The organism is Amorphoplanes digitatis, assembly GCF_014205335.1.
Lineage (GTDB): Bacteria > Actinomycetota > Actinomycetes > Mycobacteriales > Micromonosporaceae > Actinoplanes > Actinoplanes digitatus.
Genome location: NZ_JACHNH010000001.1, coordinates 8,669,793 through 8,685,140, shown reverse-complemented (window position 1 = coordinate 8,685,140; position 15,348 = coordinate 8,669,793). Strand labels below are relative to the sequence as shown.

At 71.5% G+C, this 15,348-nt stretch carries 13 protein-coding genes; 11 read left to right on the top strand and 2 right to left on the bottom strand.

Annotation, left to right across the window (positions count from 1 at the left end; genetic code table 11):
• Nucleotides 1–100 precede the first annotated feature (100 nt).
• The 3 genes from BJ971_RS38475 to purB are packed head-to-tail and all read left to right on the top strand — an operon-like array spanning nucleotide 101 to nucleotide 3,350.
• Complete coding sequence (locus BJ971_RS38475; protein ID WP_239087533.1) at nucleotides 101–637, top strand: ArsR/SmtB family transcription factor; 537 nt, start codon at nucleotides 101–103, stop codon at nucleotides 635–637.
• Nucleotides 634–1,932 (top strand): MFS transporter, encoded by a 1,299-nt coding sequence (locus BJ971_RS38470; RefSeq protein WP_184998203.1) that lies wholly within the window; start codon nucleotides 634–636, stop codon nucleotides 1,930–1,932. The genes BJ971_RS38475 and BJ971_RS38470 overlap by 4 nt, the downstream gene beginning before the upstream one ends.
• Nucleotides 1,929–3,350, top strand: coding sequence for an adenylosuccinate lyase (gene purB / locus BJ971_RS38465; RefSeq protein WP_184998202.1), 1,422 nt, complete (start codon nucleotides 1,929–1,931; stop codon nucleotides 3,348–3,350). Before BJ971_RS38470 ends, purB begins: the two co-directional genes overlap by 4 nt.
• Nucleotides 3,351–3,409: 59 nt before the next feature.
• Here purB and BJ971_RS38460 read toward each other — a convergent pair whose 3' ends face one another.
• Nucleotides 3,410–4,093: a S1 family peptidase gene (locus tag BJ971_RS38460; protein WP_184998201.1), complete on the bottom strand. Its 684-nt coding sequence runs from the start codon at nucleotides 4,091–4,093 to the stop codon at nucleotides 3,410–3,412.
• 324 nt (nucleotides 4,094–4,417) lie between these two features.
• Between BJ971_RS38460 and purS the strand changes: the two genes are divergently transcribed.
• Genes purS through purL form a run of 3 tightly spaced genes read left to right on the top strand, consistent with a single transcriptional unit; the run spans nucleotide 4,418 to nucleotide 8,072 of the window.
• A complete protein-coding gene (gene purS / locus BJ971_RS38455; RefSeq protein WP_184998200.1) occupies nucleotides 4,418–4,684 on the top strand; it encodes a phosphoribosylformylglycinamidine synthase subunit PurS in 267 nt (88 codons plus the stop codon).
• The gene (gene purQ / locus BJ971_RS38450; RefSeq protein ID WP_184998199.1) at nucleotides 4,681–5,394 is read left to right on the top strand and encodes a phosphoribosylformylglycinamidine synthase subunit PurQ; all 714 of its coding nucleotides are present in this window, start codon (nucleotides 4,681–4,683) and stop codon (nucleotides 5,392–5,394) included. The genes purS and purQ overlap by 4 nt, the downstream gene beginning before the upstream one ends.
• Nucleotides 5,391–8,072, top strand: a complete 2,682-nt coding sequence (gene purL, locus BJ971_RS38445) for a phosphoribosylformylglycinamidine synthase subunit PurL (protein WP_239087532.1) — start codon at nucleotides 5,391–5,393, stop codon at nucleotides 8,070–8,072. The genes purQ and purL overlap by 4 nt, the downstream gene beginning before the upstream one ends.
• A gap of 148 nt (nucleotides 8,073–8,220) precedes the next feature.
• Here the strand turns inward: purL and BJ971_RS42430 are convergent, their stop codons facing one another.
• Complete coding sequence (locus BJ971_RS42430; protein ID WP_184998198.1) at nucleotides 8,221–10,221, bottom strand: carboxypeptidase regulatory-like domain-containing protein; 2,001 nt, start codon at nucleotides 10,219–10,221, stop codon at nucleotides 8,221–8,223.
• 273 nt (nucleotides 10,222–10,494) lie between these two features.
• Here BJ971_RS42430 and BJ971_RS38435 point away from each other — a divergent pair, with 273 nt between their 5' ends.
• From BJ971_RS38435 to amcA, 5 genes are all read left to right on the top strand, one after another.
• On the top strand, nucleotides 10,495–10,857 hold the full coding sequence (locus BJ971_RS38435; RefSeq protein ID WP_239087531.1) for a sterol carrier family protein: 363 nt from the start codon (nucleotides 10,495–10,497) through the stop codon (nucleotides 10,855–10,857).
• Nucleotides 10,858–10,935: 78 nt separating this feature from the next.
• The gene (gene purF / locus BJ971_RS38430) at nucleotides 10,936–12,546 is read left to right on the top strand and encodes an amidophosphoribosyltransferase (protein WP_184998196.1); all 1,611 of its coding nucleotides are present in this window, start codon (nucleotides 10,936–10,938) and stop codon (nucleotides 12,544–12,546) included.
• A 104-nt stretch (nucleotides 12,547–12,650) separates the two neighbouring features.
• The gene (purM, locus tag BJ971_RS38425) at nucleotides 12,651–13,802 is read left to right on the top strand and encodes a phosphoribosylformylglycinamidine cyclo-ligase (RefSeq protein ID WP_184998195.1); all 1,152 of its coding nucleotides are present in this window, start codon (nucleotides 12,651–12,653) and stop codon (nucleotides 13,800–13,802) included.
• 144 nt (nucleotides 13,803–13,946) lie between these two features.
• Nucleotides 13,947–15,050 (top strand): cyclophane-forming radical SAM peptide maturase AmcB, encoded by a 1,104-nt coding sequence (gene amcB / locus BJ971_RS38420; protein ID WP_184999316.1) that lies wholly within the window; start codon nucleotides 13,947–13,949, stop codon nucleotides 15,048–15,050.
• The gene (gene amcA, locus BJ971_RS38415) at nucleotides 15,019–15,243 is read left to right on the top strand and encodes a multiple cyclophane-containing RiPP AmcA (RefSeq protein ID WP_184998194.1); all 225 of its coding nucleotides are present in this window, start codon (nucleotides 15,019–15,021) and stop codon (nucleotides 15,241–15,243) included. The genes amcB and amcA overlap by 32 nt, the downstream gene beginning before the upstream one ends.
• Nucleotides 15,244–15,348: the final 105 nt, after the last annotated feature.

Genomic DNA, 15,348 nt, shown 5'->3' with positions numbered 1-15,348 from the left:
TACTCGCGGGTAACCCTAGCGATAACCGCGTCATATTGCAGTGTCTCAACCCCCGAACGGTTGGTGGACAGTGAGGCCGGTCTCTGCCAGACTCCCCAACATGTCTTTGGGAGATGCGCCCCGCCAGGCCGCGCTGCGGGCGATGGCACACCCGCTCCGGCTACAGATGCTGTCGCTGCTGGCGAGCGCGCCGCTCACCGCGGCGGACGTCGCCCGCGAGCTCGCGCTCACCCACGCCAACGCCAGCTACCACCTGCGCAACCTGCTGTCCGCCGGCCTGATCGTGCAGGCCGGCGAGGAGCGCATCCGCGGTGGCGTCGCCAAGCGCTACCGCTACGACGCGGATCGCGGGCGTGACCCCGGGGGTTTCCCGGACCAGCACGCCGCGGACGCCCAGCGCGCCCTGATCGCGGCGGTGGCCAACGAGCTGATCCGGCGCACGGCCGAGGCCGACTGGTCCGTCGGCGGCCTGATGGTCGACGCCGAGCTGTGGGTCGACCCCCAGGTCTGGCGCGAGACCCGCGACCGGATCGCCGAGGCCGCCCGCGGCCTGCACGACGCGGCGAGGGCGCCGCACACCCCCGGCACGGTCCGCGCCAACACCACCATCGCGATGTTCCACATGGAGGACCAATGAGCGAGCTGAAAGGCGCGGGTACGGGTGCTCTCGCGCCGCTGCGTCTCGCGCCGTTCCGGTTCCTGCTCGCCGGGCGCACGATCAACGCCCTCGGTAACGCGATCGCGCCCATCGCCTTGGCCTTCGCGGTCCTCGACCTGACCGGGTCGCCGAGCGACCTCGGCCTCGTCGTCGGCGCCCGGATGCTCTTCAACGTCGTGTTCCTGCTCTTCGGCGGCGCACTCGCCGACCGCCTGCCGAAACACCTGCTGATGGTCGGCGCGAGCGTCGCGGCGGCGATCACCCAGGCGGCGGTGGCCGCGCTGGTCCTCTCCGGCGCGGCGACGGTGCCGCTGCTGATCGCCCTGTCCGCGGCAAACGGCATGGTCAGCGCGCTGGCCCTGCCGGCCTCGTCGGCGATCGTGCCGCAGCTCGTCCCGGCCGACATCCGCCAGCAGGCGAACGCCCTGAACCGCCTCTTCCTCAACGGCGCGATCATCGTCGGCGCCCCGGTCGGCGGCGTGATCGTCGCGGCCGCCGGCCCGGGCTGGGGCATCGCGATCGACGCCGCCACCTTCGCCCTCTCGGCGTTCGCCTTCGGGCTGCTCCGCCTGCCGCCCGCGGCCGCCGCGCCGGCCGCCGCCGCGCCGGACGCCGCGCCGGGCGGGATCCTCACGGACCTGCGTACCGGCTGGACCGAGTTCCGGAGCCGCACCTGGCTGTGGGTCGTCGTCGCCGGCTTCAGCGTCATCAACCTGGCGCTCAACGGCGGGATCAGCGTGCTCGGCCCCGTGGTGGCCGACGACACCGTCGGCCGCCGGGCCTGGGGCCTCGTGCTCGCCGCGCAGACCGTCGGCATGGTGCTCGGCGGCGTCCTCGCCCTGCGGCTGCGGGCGCGCCGGCTGCTCTTCGTCGGCGTGCTCTGTACCGCGTTCGAGGTGCTGCCGATGCTCACCCTCGGCGTCGCGCCGCATCTCGGGCTGCTCATCGGCGCCGCGTTCCTGGCGGGTCTCGGCATCGAGCAGTTCTGCGTCGCGTGGGAGACGACGATGCAGGAGCACATCCCCGCCGACCGGCTCGCGCGCGTCTACTCCTACGACATGGTCGGCTCGTTCGTCGCGATCCCCGTCGGGCAGGTCGCCGCCGGGCCGATCGCGGAGGTCATCGGCGTCGAGTCGACGCTCGTGGGCGCTGCCGCGCTCATCGCGCTCGCCGTGGCCTGGATGCTGAGCAGCGGTTCCGTGCGTAACCTGCGGCACCGTCTCCCGACGAGCCCGGAGGCCGCCGAGCGGACCATGGAAGAATCGGCGCCGTGAGCATCCCGAACGTCCTCGCCAGCCGCTACGCGTCCGCCGACCTCGTCGACCTCTGGTCGCCGGAGGAGAAGATCCGGATGGAGCGCCGGCTGTGGCTCGCGGTGCTGCGGGCGCAGCGAGACCTCGGCATCGCGCTGCCGGACGGCGTGGTCGAGGCGTACGAGGCGGTGGTCGACGATGTCGATCTCGCGAGCATCGCCCGGCGCGAGCGGGTCACCCGGCACGACGTGAAGGCGCGCATCGAGGAGTTCAGCGCGCTGGCCGGGCACGAGCACATTCACAAGGGCATGACCTCGCGCGACCTCACCGAAAACGTCGAGCAGCTGCAGATCCGGGCCTCCCTCGAGCTGGTACGCAGCCGCGTCGTCACTACGCTGGCCCGGCTCGCCGAGCGGGCGCTCGAATACGGCGACCTGGTGCTGACCGGCCGCTCGCACAACGTCGCGGCACAGGCGACCACGCTGGGCAAGCGGTTCGCCAGCGCCGCCGAGGAGCTGCTCATCGCGTACGAGCGGCTGGACGACCTGATCAGGCGCTACCCGCTGCGCGGCATCAAGGGTCCGGTCGGCACGGCCGCCGACCAGCTCGACCTGCTCGACGGCGACGCGACGAAGCTGGCCGAGCTGGAGCGCAAGGTCGCGGCGCATCTCGGCTTCGAGCGGGTGCTGACCAGCGTCGGCCAGGTCTACCCGCGGTCGCTCGACTTCGACGTGGTGTCGGCGCTGGCACAGGTCGTCGCCGCGCCGTCGTCGCTGGCCACCACGATCCGGCTGATGGTCGGCCAGGAGCTGGCCACCGAGGGCTTCAAGCCGGGTCAGGTCGGCTCGTCGGCGATGCCGCACAAGATGAACACGCGCTCGTCGGAGCGGGTCAACGGCCTCGCGGTGATCGTCCGCGGTTACCTGTCGATGGTCGGCGAGCTGGCCGGCGACCAGTGGAACGAGGGCGACGTCTCCTGCTCGGTGGTCCGCCGGGTGGCCCTGCCGGACGCGTTCTTCGCGACCGACGGCCTGTTCCAGACCTTCCTGACGGTGCTCGACGAGTTCGGGGCGTACCCGGCGGTGACCGCGCGCGAGCTGGACCGCTTCCTGCCCTTCCTCACCACCACCAAGCTGCTGGTCGCGGCGGTGCGCAAGGGTGTCGGCCGCGAGCTGGCGCACGAGGTGATCAAGGAGCACGCGGTGGCCGTCGCGCTGGCGATGCGCGAGCAGGGCATCGCGGAGAACGACCTCTTCGACCGCCTGGCGGCGGACGGCCGGCTACAGCTCTCCCGTGCGGAGATCGACGCGCTGGTGGCGGACCGGGCGGCCTTCGTCGGCGCGGCACCGGCGCAGGTTCAGGCGGTGGCGGAGCGGGTGGCGGAGATCGTCGCGGCCCACCCGGAGGCGGCGAAGTACGCCCCGGCGCCGATTCTCTAGGCCGATGATGCCGTCAGGGTGCGGCGGAGCTTCCATCGCGCCGCACCCCGACGGAGATCTCAGACGCCCGCGACCGAGGTGATCCACGCCCGGTTGTAGGCGACGCTGCCGTAGTACTGCCGGCTCTGGCCGTCCGCGGTCGACGCCACGCCGACCTGGGCGCCGTTGTAGACCTCCGGGCCGCCGGAGTCGCCGCGCCACGCGTTGCCGTTGATCCGGCTCGACGCGATCGCCCGGCCGCCGTACGCGTCGGTGACGTTCGTCGAGGTGACCTGGACCGTCGCGGTCTTCAGCACCGTCGAGGCGCCGCACCCGCTGTAGCAGGTCTGTCCCCAGCCGTAGAGCGAGTTCGTCGAGCCGACGGGCGGGTACGAGCTGGACAGCGGCATGTAGCTGGTCGAGACGGAGCTGCTCAGCCGCATCAGCGCGAGGTCGTTCTGGGTCGTGGTGGAGCTCACCGTGCGGGTGACGCCGCCCGAGGTGCGGTTGACGCTGCCGACCCGGACCGACATCGTGCCGCTGATGCAGTGCCGGGCGGTGAGGACGTAGTTCGCCGAGATGATCGTGCCGGAGCAGGTGAAGCTGCCGTTGCTGAAGACGGCGGCGGCCCAGGGCGCCGAGGAGACGGTGCTGCCGCCGATGATCTGGTCAGGCCCGGACTCCGCCGCGTTCGCGGCGGCGGGGATGGCCAGGCTGCCGGCCAGGGCGGTGGCCAGAGAGGCGACGACGATGCGGATGCGCACGTCGGGCTCCTTCCGAAGGTCAGTCGATGCGGGGGATTCATCGAACTATTTCGACCGAACGTTAAGGTTGACCGCGTTCCGCGACAAGACTCCAGTTCACACATATCACCGTGTGATGACGCGAGTGACCGAACGTGATCATCCGACACCTCGCCGTGATCTCCCCGGTGGTCGAGATCACCAGCGAGATTCCCTGCTCAGCGCCCCTGGCGTCGGCCTGCCGACACCGGCCGATGGGCCGCACGGGAGTCGTACAGGGTAGGCTGTGGCCGCTCGCCCCTTAGAGGGCCACCCAACTGCGGACCTACACAGTCAGGAGTGCCCGTGGCTCGCGTCGTCGTCGACGTCATGCTCAAGCCGGAGATTCTCGATCCGCAGGGCCAGGCAGTCGCCAACGCGCTGCCGCGGCTCGGTGTCAGTGACATCTCCTCTGTACGCATCGGGCGCCGGATCGAGATCGAGTTCGCTGGTGAACCCGACCTCGACACCGCTCGCGAGATCGCCGATAAGTTGCTCGCCAACCCGGTCATCGAGGACTTCTCGATCCGGGTCGACGAGGCCGCCGGTGACGCCGCTCAGATGAGCGCGTGACCATGCGGATCGGAGTCGTCACCTTCCCGGGTTCGCTCGACGACGGCGACGCGGCACGCGCCGCGCGGATCGCCGGCGCCGAGTCCGTGCGCCTCTGGCACGGCGACCCGGACCTGCACGGCGTCGATGCCGTGATCCTGCCCGGCGGTTTCTCCTACGGCGACGCGCTGCGCTGCGGCGCCATCGCCCGGTTCGCGCCGGTCATGGAGACCATCGCCGACGCCGCCCGCGGCGGCCTGCCGGTGCTCGGCATCTGCAACGGTTTCCAGATCCTCTGCGAGGCCCACCTGCTGCCGGGCGCGCTCACCCGCAACCAGCACCTGCACTTCCGCAACCGCGACCAGCACCTGCGCGTCGAGTCGGCGTCGACGGCGTGGACGAACGCGTTCACCGCCGGGAGCGAGATCCTGATCCCGGTGAAGAACGGCGAGGGCTGCTTCGTCGCGGACAAGCGCACCCTCGACGAGCTCGAGGGCGAGGGCCGGGTCGTCGCCCGATACACGCGCGGCAACCCGAACGGCTCGCAGCGTGACATCGCCGCGATCACCAACGCGGCCGGCAACGTGGTCGGCATCATGCCGCACCCGGAACACGCGGTGGAGGCGCTGACCGGCCCGTCGCTCGACGGCCTCGGCTTCTTCACCTCCGCACTGCGGCACCTGGCCGGGACGGCCGCGGGCGGGCAGCTCACAGGGGGAGCCCAGCGATGACCACCCAGCACGACACGGCGACCAGCGACGCCGCAGCGCCGGGGCTACCGAACCAGCCGCCGGCGGCGTCCGGCCAGCCGGCCAAGCCGACCGGCTTCGCCGCCACCGACGTGCTGGTCAACCAGTTCGACGGGGGTCCCGACACCGTCGAGCGGGCGCTGAACACCGGCGACGAGCTTCAGCCGCACACCGAGCTCGGCCTCAAGGACGACGAGTACGACCGGATCCGCCAGATCCTCGGTCGCCGTCCGACCGCCTCCGAGCTGGCGATGTACTCGATCATGTGGAGCGAGCACTGCTCCTACAAGTCGAGCAAGGTGCACCTGCGCCAGTTCGGCGAGAAGGCCCCGAAGAACACCCGGATGCTCGCGGGAATCGGCGAGAACGCGGGCGTGGTCCAGATCTCCGACGAGCTCGCGGTCACCTTCAAGGTCGAATCGCACAACCACCCGAGCTTCGTCGAGCCCTACCAGGGCGCGGCGACCGGCATCGGCGGCATCGTCCGCGACATTCTCGCGATGGGCGCCCGCCCGATCGCCGTGATGGACCCGCTGCGCTTCGGTGCCGCGGACCACCCGGACACCGCGCGCGTGCTGCCCGGCGTCGTCGCCGGCATCGGCGGCTACGGCAACTGCCTCGGCCTGCCCAACATCGGCGGCGAGATCGTCTTCGACCCCTGCTACCAGGGCAACCCGCTGATCAACGCGCTGAGCATCGGCGTGCTGCCGGTCGAGCGCCTCCAGCGCAAGGAGGCGGCCGGCGTCGGCAACGTCGTCGTCCTGATGGGCGCGCGCACCGGCCGCGACGGCATCGGCGGCGTCTCCGTCCTCGCCTCCGCGACCTTCGACGAGGGCGCCGAGCAGCGCCGTCCGTCGGTGCAGGTCGGCGACCCGTTCATGGAGAAGCTGCTCATCGAGAGCTGCCTCGAGCTGTACGACGCCGGCCTGGTCGTCGGCATCCAGGACCTCGGCGGCGCGGGCCTGACCTGCGCGCTCACCGAGACCGCCGCCGCCGCGGGCACGGGCATGCGGGTCTACCTGGAGCGCGTGCCGCTGCGCGAGGCCTCGATGTCGCCGACCGAGATCCTGGCCAGCGAGTCGCAGGAGCGCATGCTCCTGATCGTCGCGCCGGAGAAGCTTGAGGACGTGCTCAAGGTCGCCGAGAAGTGGGGCGTCTGGGCCACGAACATCGGCGAGGTTACCCCCAGCGAGACCGACGGCCAGCCCGGCCGCCTGGTGATCAGCTGGAACGACCACATCGTCGTGGACGTGCCGCCCGGCTCGCTCGCCGACGACGGCCCGGTCTACGCCCGGCCGATCCGCGAGCCCGCCGACCTGATCCTGCTCCAGGCCGACCGCGCCGAGACGCTGCCGCGCCCGTCCACCCCGGACGACCTGCGCGCGACGGTGCTGCGGATGATCGCGTCGCCGAACCTGTGCGACAAGAGCTGGGTCACCGAGCAGTACGACCGGTACGTGCTCGGCAACACCGTGCTCGCCCAGCCCGAGGACGCCGGCGTGCTGCGCATCGACGAGCGCACCGGGCTCGGCGTCGCGCTCTCCGTCGACGGCAACGGCCGCTACGCCCGGCTCGACCCCTACGAGGGCGCGAGGCTGGCACTGGCCGAGGCGTACCGCAACGTCGCCGTCACCGGTGCCGAGCCGATCGCCGTGACCGACTGCCTGAACTTCGGCTCGCCCGAGGACCCGGCGGTCATGTGGCAGTTCGCCGAGGCCGTCCGCGGTCTCGCCGACGGCTGCCAGCAGCTCGGCATCCCGGTCACCGGCGGCAACGTCAGCTTCTACAACCAGACCGGCGCGGCCGCGATCCACCCGACCCCGGTGGTCGGTGTGCTCGGCGTCTTCGCCGACGTGGCGCGCCGCGTGCCGATGGGCTTCCCGCCGCCGGCCGGCGACGGCGACCTGCTCTTCCTGCTCGGCGACACCCGGTGCGAGCTGTCCGGCTCCGAGTGGGCGTGGGTCACCCACGGCCACCTGGGCGGACGCCCCCCGAAGGTCGACCTGGCACACGAGCAGGCGCTGGGCCGGATGATGGCCCAGGCGGCCGAGCGCGAGCTCGTCGTCGCGGCGCACGACCTCTCCGACGGCGGCCTCGCCCAGGTGCTCGTCGAGTCCTGCCTGCGGCGCAACGTCGGCGCCCGGATCGCGCTCCCCGACCTGGACGCGACCACCACGCCGTTCGTGTGGCTGTTCAGCGAGTCGGCGGGCCGTGCCCTGGTGACGGTGCCCCGCGGCCACGACAAGGCCTTCGTGGCGCTCGCGGCGGAGCACAACGTCGCCTGCGCGCAGATCGGCGTCACCGCGGCGGAGCCCGTGCTCGAGGTGCAGAACGAGTTCTCGATCGGGCTCGACGAGCTGCGCGAGGCCTTCACGGCGACGCTGCGCAACCTGTTCGGCGGCCCGGCCGAGACGATCGCTGCCCCGGCCGCGCCGTCCCAGCCGACCGCATCGGCCCAGTCGGCCGCGCCGGTCGCCGAGGTCGGCGGTCAGTCGGTCACGCTGGAGATCGGGGAGCCCGCTACCGCTCAGCCCGAGCCGGCCGCGTCCGCCGCGGCGCAGGAGGCCGGCGGTTCGGCGACGGCCGGGGCCGGTGAGGTGCCGGGCGGTCCGATCACGCCGGAGCCGGGCCAGTCCGACGAGCCGGAGAGCAAGGACTGACAGCAGAACGATCCAGAACGCCACGGCAGGGCACCAGCCCGGTCGTGGCGTTCTGCTTTCCCGGCCCACGAATGCCGGGCGGTCTCTCGTAGGGCAGGAAAAAGCCGGCCCCGTCAACTGACGGGGCCGGCTTCGGTGATTCGGTGGGTCAGTCGTCCATCCAGTCGAGGGGACGTCGCTGGCCCGGGCGCGTCGCCTCCGGCGGCGGTCCGCCGTGGCGGCCGCCCCCCTGCTGCTCCGCGCCGTAGTAGCCACCCTGGTCGGCTCCGTAGCCGCCCTGGCCGACCGGGCCGCCGTAGCCGCCGCCGGGGGGCTGCTGACCCCGGCCGCCGCCCTGCTGCGGGTCGTAGCCGTCCGGCCGCCCATATGCCGCCCGGGGGTCGTAACCGCCCTGCTCGGCGCCGTAGCCGTCGGCCTGGTCGTAGCCGCCGCCCGCGGGAGCGCCGTAGTTGGGGTTGCCGTAGGCCTGGCCGCCCTGCGGAGCGCCGTACGCGCCACCGCCGGCGGGGGCGCCGTAGGCGTTGCCGTTGTCGACCGCGCCGCCCTGGCCGTCCCACTGGCCGTAGCCGCCACCCTGGTCGGCCGGCTCGGCGGGAGCGCCGTAAGCGCCACCGGCGTAGCCGTTTCCGCCGCCCGGGTAGGCGCCGCCCCGGGCCGGTGCCTGGCCGGCGTAGTCGTCGCCGCCCTGGCCGTAGCCGGCGTTCTGGCCGTACGCCGGCTCCGCGCCGCCGTAGCCACCCTGGTCGGCGTAGCCGGCCTCCTGCGGGTAGCCGCCGGGCTCCGGCCGGTACATGCCGGTCGGCTCGTCGTAGCGCTGCTGCGGCTGCTGCTCGTAGCCACCCTGGGGAGCGCCGTACGGCGCCGCCTGGTCGTAGCCGTCCGGCTCGTTGTAGCCGCCCTGGGGAGCGCCGTAGGGCGCCGCCTGGTCGTAGCCGGCCTGCTCCGGGTAGCCGCCCTGCGCCGGCACCTGAGCGCCGCCGTACTGGCCGGCCGCGCCGTACGCGCCCGGCACCGCACCCGCGGCACCGGCGGCGCCCGCGGCACCCCAGCCACCGGGCGCGTTGTAGCCGCCGCCCTGAGGCATCGGCGCGCCGTACGGGTCCGGGAACTCGTCGACGACCGGGGGCGCGCGGTGGATCATCGTCGGAGCGTCCCCGATGGACGGTGCGCCCGAGCGCGGAGCGATCATCGTGGCCTGTGCGCCACCCATCGGCGCACCGGCCAGCCGGGTCTCCCCGGCGCCGGGGTACCGGTTGCCGGCCGCGGCAGGCTGTGCTCCGCCGAGGGGTGCGTCCGCGCCGTCGGCGCCGTCCGCGTCCTCGCCGGCCTTGCGGCGCATCAGGACCAGCACGATCGCGCCGATGCCGGCCGCGACGAGCAGGCCGCCGAGGATGATGAAGAGCATCGAGCCGGAGCCCTCGTCCTCGCCCGAGGTCGGGGTCTGGTCGAGAGCGGCGGCGCTGTCGTCGGTGGCGGGGTCCGTGGCGTCCTCGCTGACCTCCTCGGTCGGCTCGGCGCTCGCGCTGGCCGTCGCGGAGGGGCTGGTGGACGGCGACGCGCCGGCCTTCAGCTTGATGGTGAGCGGCACGTTGATCGACTTGCCGGAGCTGCCCTGCGCGTTCACCGAGGCGACGTCGTAGCCGCCCTTGGTGGCGGCCACGGCCAGCGCGCCGACCGCGATCGGCTTGCTGTCGGTGCTGGTGAAGGAGTAGCCACCGTCGCCGTTCGTGGTGGTGTCGTACTGGTGGTTCTGGCTGTCGCGCAGGCCGACCAGCGCGCCCGCGACGGCCTTGCCTTCCTGGTCCTTCACCTTGCCGCTGACCTGGCGCACGGTCTGCGCCTGTTCGGGGCCGCGCAGCGTGACGTTGCGGCCGGCGTTGCCGCTCTCCCCGCCGATGTCCGCCGAGACCTGGATCCGGGTGTCCTTGGTCTGGCCCGGGTCGACGTTGCCGGCCTTCAGCTTCGCCGTGTATTCCTTGGCCTCGTTGGGGCCGATCGGCTCGTCGAAGTTGCACTGTCCACTGCAGGACATGCCGTTGGCGCTGACCACGACCGTCACGGTCCCGGCCTCTGCGTTCCGATTTGTCACCTTGTAGGTGAGCGTGGTCTCGCCGCCCGAGGGGACGTCACCCGACGACAGTGAGCTCACGGTTACAGTCGGTGCTGTCGCTAGAGCAGCTGAGGGTGCGGCAACGAGAACGCCACCGATCAGTGCCAGGAACGCACCGGCCTGGAGGGCCCTGGCTCGTAGGTGCGTTGTCACGTCCACCGCCTTCCGGGTCGCACGGTCACCGGGCGCTTTCGAACTGCCCTAAGATCCCGCTACGAGTACACACCGTCGGCCACTATGCCCTGTCACACGACGTCGGCGCGACCCAGGGCCGCCTGGTTCTTATCCGAAGCCGGGTCGTATTGTCCCGACGTGTCTCCTGCGCACAATAAATCCGAGTCCGTGACAGACGCGTTGGACGCGCTGGATCGGGGCGATGAACCCGAGCGCACAGTGCTGCGCGACGCTGTCCGGGCGCTGCTCGGCGAGTTGGCGCGGACCGCGCCCGGCCGATCGGTGGAGGTCCGTATTCCACCTTTCGGTGCGATTCAGTGCGTAGCCGGTCCGCGTCATACCCGGGGCACCCCGCCCAACGTGGTCGAGACGGATCCGATGACCTGGCTGCTGGTCGCCACGGGGCGTCTGACCTGGGACGACGCCGTGGAGTCCGGCCGGGTTCGGGCCAGTGGAATACGCACAGATCTGACTCCGTACCTCCCTGTGCACCCGAGTTGACCGCTCCCCGGCTCGCGTACACTGGGCGGTCGGAAGAGACCCGCAAGTCCGAGCAGATCAGCATGAGGGAGCAAGCGCGTGCCCCGAGGCGACGGCCGGTTGACCGACGATCTCGACCCCCAGGACCGCGGACCTCGCGATGCCTGCGGCGTCTTCGGGGTCTGGGCCCCTGAGGAAGAGGTCGCGAAACTTACCTATTTCGGCCTTTTCGCACTCCAGCACCGGGGCCAGGAGGCAGCGGGCATCGCCGTCAGCGACGGCTCGGGCGTGGTCGTCTATAAGGATCTCGGACTCGTCTCGCAGGTCTTCGACGAGCCGACCCTCGCCAGCCTGCGCGGGCACCTGGCCATCGGGCACACCCGCTACTCGACCACCGGCGGCTCGAACTGGGAGAACGCCCAGCCGACGATCCGGGCCACCACCGCCGGCACGACGATCGCGCTGGCGCACAACGGCAACCTGGTCAACACCGCCGAGCTCGCCCGCGAGATCGCCGAGCGCGGGCTCGAGGCCGACATGGGCACCTCCGACACCGCGCTGGTGACGACGCTGCTGGCCAGCCGCCCCGACCTGTCGGTCGAGGCCGCGGCCGTCGAGGTGCTCCCGCGCCTGCGCGGCGCGTTCAGCTTCGTCTTCATGGACGAGAGCACCCTGTACGCGGCCCGCGACGCCCAGGGCGTCCGTCCGCTGGTGCTCGGCCGGATGGAGCGCGGCTGGGCCGTGGCCAGCGAGACCGCCGCCCTCGACATCGTCGGCGCCAGCTTCGTCCGCGAGGTCGAGCCGGGCGAGATCATCGCGATAGACGAGCACGGCCTGCGCTCCACCCGCTTCGCGGCGCCGGAGCCCAAGGGCTGCCTCTTCGAGTACGTCTATCTCGCCCGTCCGGACACCACGATCGCGGGCCGCAACATCTACTCGGCCCGGGTCGCGGTCGGCCGCAAGCTGGCCAAGGAGCACCCGGTCGAGGCCGATCTCGTCATCGGCGTACCGGAGTCGGGCATTCCGGCCGCGATCGGCTACGCGGAGGCCTCCGGAATCCCCTACAGCGCGGGCTTCATGAAGAACGCCTACGTCGGCCGCACCTTCATCCAGCCCTCGCAGACAATCCGCCAGCTCGGGATCCGGCTGAAGCTGAACCCGCTGCGCGAGGTCGTGCGCGGCAAGCGGATCGTCGTGATCGACGACTCGATCGTGCGCGGCAACACCCAGCGGGCCCAGATCCGGATGCTGCGCGAGGCCGGCGCCCTCGAGGTGCACGTGCGGATCTCGTCTCCGCCGGTGAAATGGCCCTGTTTCTACGGCATCGACTTCGCGACCCGGGCCGAGTTGATCGCCAACGGCCTGGAGATCGACGGCATCCGGCGCTCGATCGGCGCGGACTCGCTCGGCTACGTTTCGCTGGACGGCCTGGTCCAGGCGACCGAGCAGCCGAAGACGCGGCTCTGCATGGCCTGTTTCGATGGGCAGTATCCGATCGAACTGCCGGCGGGTCACCTTATCGGTAAGCACCTGCTCGAGGGTGTCGGCAAGCGCGCCACCATGCCCGACGCCACTGCGCAGGGCACCGGTGCCGCGCTGGCCGGGCTCGACCAGGATCATGAAGACGAGCAGTACCCGGAGGATGAGCGGGAGACCGCGAAACCCCTGGTGGGCAGCCCTGGCGGCGCCGACGCCCTGCGTCGCCCGTAGTTGACAGGTCCGCACACCGGAACCACCAGCACCACCCGAGACGTCGTAGACCGCGGCACCGGCAGTTGCAACCGCGCGGGTACCCGCGCACTAAGGGGAGAACCGTGACGCACGTGTCCGAGCGCAACAGTGCCGGATCCAGCGGTGCTGAAGGCGCCGACCACCAGCCGTGGTCGGCGGGTGCCGGCCGGAGCGGACGCAAGCGCACGGTGACGTACGCGGACGCCGGTGTCTCGATCGACGCCGGCGAGCGCGCGGTCGAACTGCTGAAGTCCAAGGTCAAGCGGACCACCCGCCCCGAGGTCATGGGCGACCTGGGCGGCTTCGCCGGTCTCTTCAAGCTCAACACCCAGAAGTACAAGAGCCCGATCCTGGCCTCGTCCACCGACGGCGTCGGCACCAAGCTGGTGATCGCCCAGCAGCTCAACATCCACGACACGATCGGCATCGACCTGGTCGCCATGGTCGTCGACGACCTGGTGGCGTGCGGTGCCGAGCCGCTCTTCCTGCTCGACTACATCGCCTGCGGCGAGGTCGTGCCGGACAAGGTCGCGGAGATCGGCGCGGGCATCGCGGACGGCTGCCGCTACGCCGGCTGCGCGCTGCTGGGCGGCGAGACCGCCGAGCACCCCGGCGTGCTGCGCCCGGACGAGTACGACGTCTCGGCGACCGGCGTCGGCGTGGTCGAGGAGAGCGAGATCCTCGGTGCCCACCGGGTCGAGATCGGCGACGCCGTCATCGCCATGCGCTCGTCCGGCCTGCACTCCAACGGCTACTCGCTGGTGCGCCACGTGCTACTCGGCGCCGGCCGGATGCGCCTGGACACGGTGGTCGAGGACTTCGGCCGGCAGCGCACCCTCGGCGAGGAGCTGCTGACGCCGACCAAGATCTACGCCAAGGACTGCCTCGGCCTGATCGAGGAGGCCGACGTCCGCGCGTTCTCGCACGTCACGGGCGGTGGCATCCCCGGCAACCTGGTCCGGATCCTGCCGGAGCACGCCGACGCGGTCGTCGACCGCTCGTCGTGGCGGCCGCAGTCGATCTTCGACCTGATCCAGGCCAAGGGCCGGATCGAGGACACGGAGATGGAGGCCACGTTCAACATGGGCGTCGGCATGTTCGCGATCGTCTCCTCGGACGACGCCGACCGGGCGATGGCCTACCTGACCGGCCGCGGCGTCGAGGCCTGGCAGGTCGGCGAGGTCATCGAAGGCACCGGCCAGGTGCAGATGGTCGGCCAGTACACCCGAGGCTGAAATTTCCCTTGCCTGATGTGAAATGATCCGCGCGTGTCGATGTGTTGGCACGCGCGGATCATTTTTTCAACAGAAGGGTGGACGACGGCACCTAGCCTGACGAAGAACGGGGGTGTATGAGCGGTGGCAGGCCTTTGGAGCGGCATGCGGGGCATCGCGCCGGTGCCCACCTATGTCGTCATGCAACCCACCACCCTCTGCAACCTCGACTGTTCCTACTGCTACCTGCCCTTCCGGCAGGTGGACCGGAGGATGTCCGTCGAGGTCGCGCAGGCCGTCGCCGCGTCCGTGAACCCCTGGTCGCGTACGGGAAGGTTCTCGGTGGTCTGGCACGGCGGCGAACCGCTCGCCGCGGGCCGGGCCCACTTCGCTGACCTGCTGGCGCCGTTCGACGCCGGCGTCGAGCACCACGTGCAGACCAACGCGACGCTCATCGACGACGCCTGGTGCGAGTTCCTCGCCGACCGGCAGATCCGGGTCAGCGTGAGCGTGGACGGGCCGGAGGCGCGCAACGGCGACCGGGTGACCCGCGGCGACCGGCCGGCCTATGACCGGATCGTGCGCGGCATCGACGCCCTGCGCCGCCACGGGATCCCGTTCTCGGCGCTCTGCGTGGTGGGGCGGCCGGAGCCCGGCCTGGCCACCGAGCTCTACGACTACTTCCTCGACCTCGGCTGCGACGTCCTCGGCATCAACGTCGAGGAGCTCGAGGGGGTCAACAAGCGCGACAACCGGCATCCGGCGGGCGCCGTGACGGCCTTCTGGGCCGAACTGGTCGGCGCCTGGCGCCGCGACCCCCGGATTCACCTGCGCGAGATCGAATGGTCGTTGCGGTACGCGGCCGCGGCCCTCGACGGCACCGCCGACGAGGTGCTGCCCCGGCGGCTGGACCCGATACCGACCGTCGCGCACGACGGCAGTGTGGTGTTGCTCTCACCCGAGCTGGCCGGCTTCGACGACCCCCGGTACGGCGACTTCTCCAGCGGCAACGTGCTCACCACCCCGCTGGGCGAGATCCTGGCCCGGGCGACGGAGACGCCGTGGATCCGTGAGTTCCTGGACGGCGTCGAGTCCTGCCGGGCACAGTGCCCGTACTTCGGCTTCTGCGGCGGCGCGCACGCCGCCAACCGCTACTTCGAGCATGGCCGGTTCGACGTCACCGAGACGGACCACTGCCGCAACAGCAAGATTCGCCTACTGGAGGGAGTGCTGGACCATGCCCGAGATCACGAGCCCACGGCCGTCTGACCGCGTGGAGACGGATCCCGTGACGGCACGGCTGGACCAGACCCGGACCGGGCTGGCCGCGCTCATCGACGAGGCGGAGGAGGCCCGGCAGAGGCGCGCGGAGGCCACGACGAAGGACGGCTCGGCGGTCTGCGCCTGGAACCACTTCGAGAACATCCCGACCTTCTACAACTGGAACAACCGCCCCCGCTGAGGGTTCGGTTCATGAAGCCCACGCGGTGTTCACCGCGTGGGCTTCATAGTTCCCGCCGGAATGACCAGGGATTGACCACGACACACGGAAGCACGCGGTAAGCCG

Excerpts from the sequence above, each read along its gene's own strand:
- BJ971_RS38475 (WP_239087533.1), top strand. The coding sequence starts at position 101 with ATGTCTTTGGGAGATGCGCCCCGCCAGGCCGCGCTGCGGGCGATGGCA.
- BJ971_RS38470 (WP_184998203.1), top strand. The coding sequence starts at position 634 with ATGAGCGAGCTGAAAGGCGCGGGTACGGGTGCTCTCGCGCCGCTGCGT.
- purL (WP_239087532.1), top strand. The coding sequence starts at position 5,391 with ATGACCACCCAGCACGACACGGCGACCAGCGACGCCGCAGCGCCGGGG.
- amcB (WP_184999316.1), top strand. The coding sequence starts at position 13,947 with ATGCGGGGCATCGCGCCGGTGCCCACCTATGTCGTCATGCAACCCACC.
- amcA (WP_184998194.1), top strand. The coding sequence starts at position 15,019 with ATGCCCGAGATCACGAGCCCACGGCCGTCTGACCGCGTGGAGACGGAT.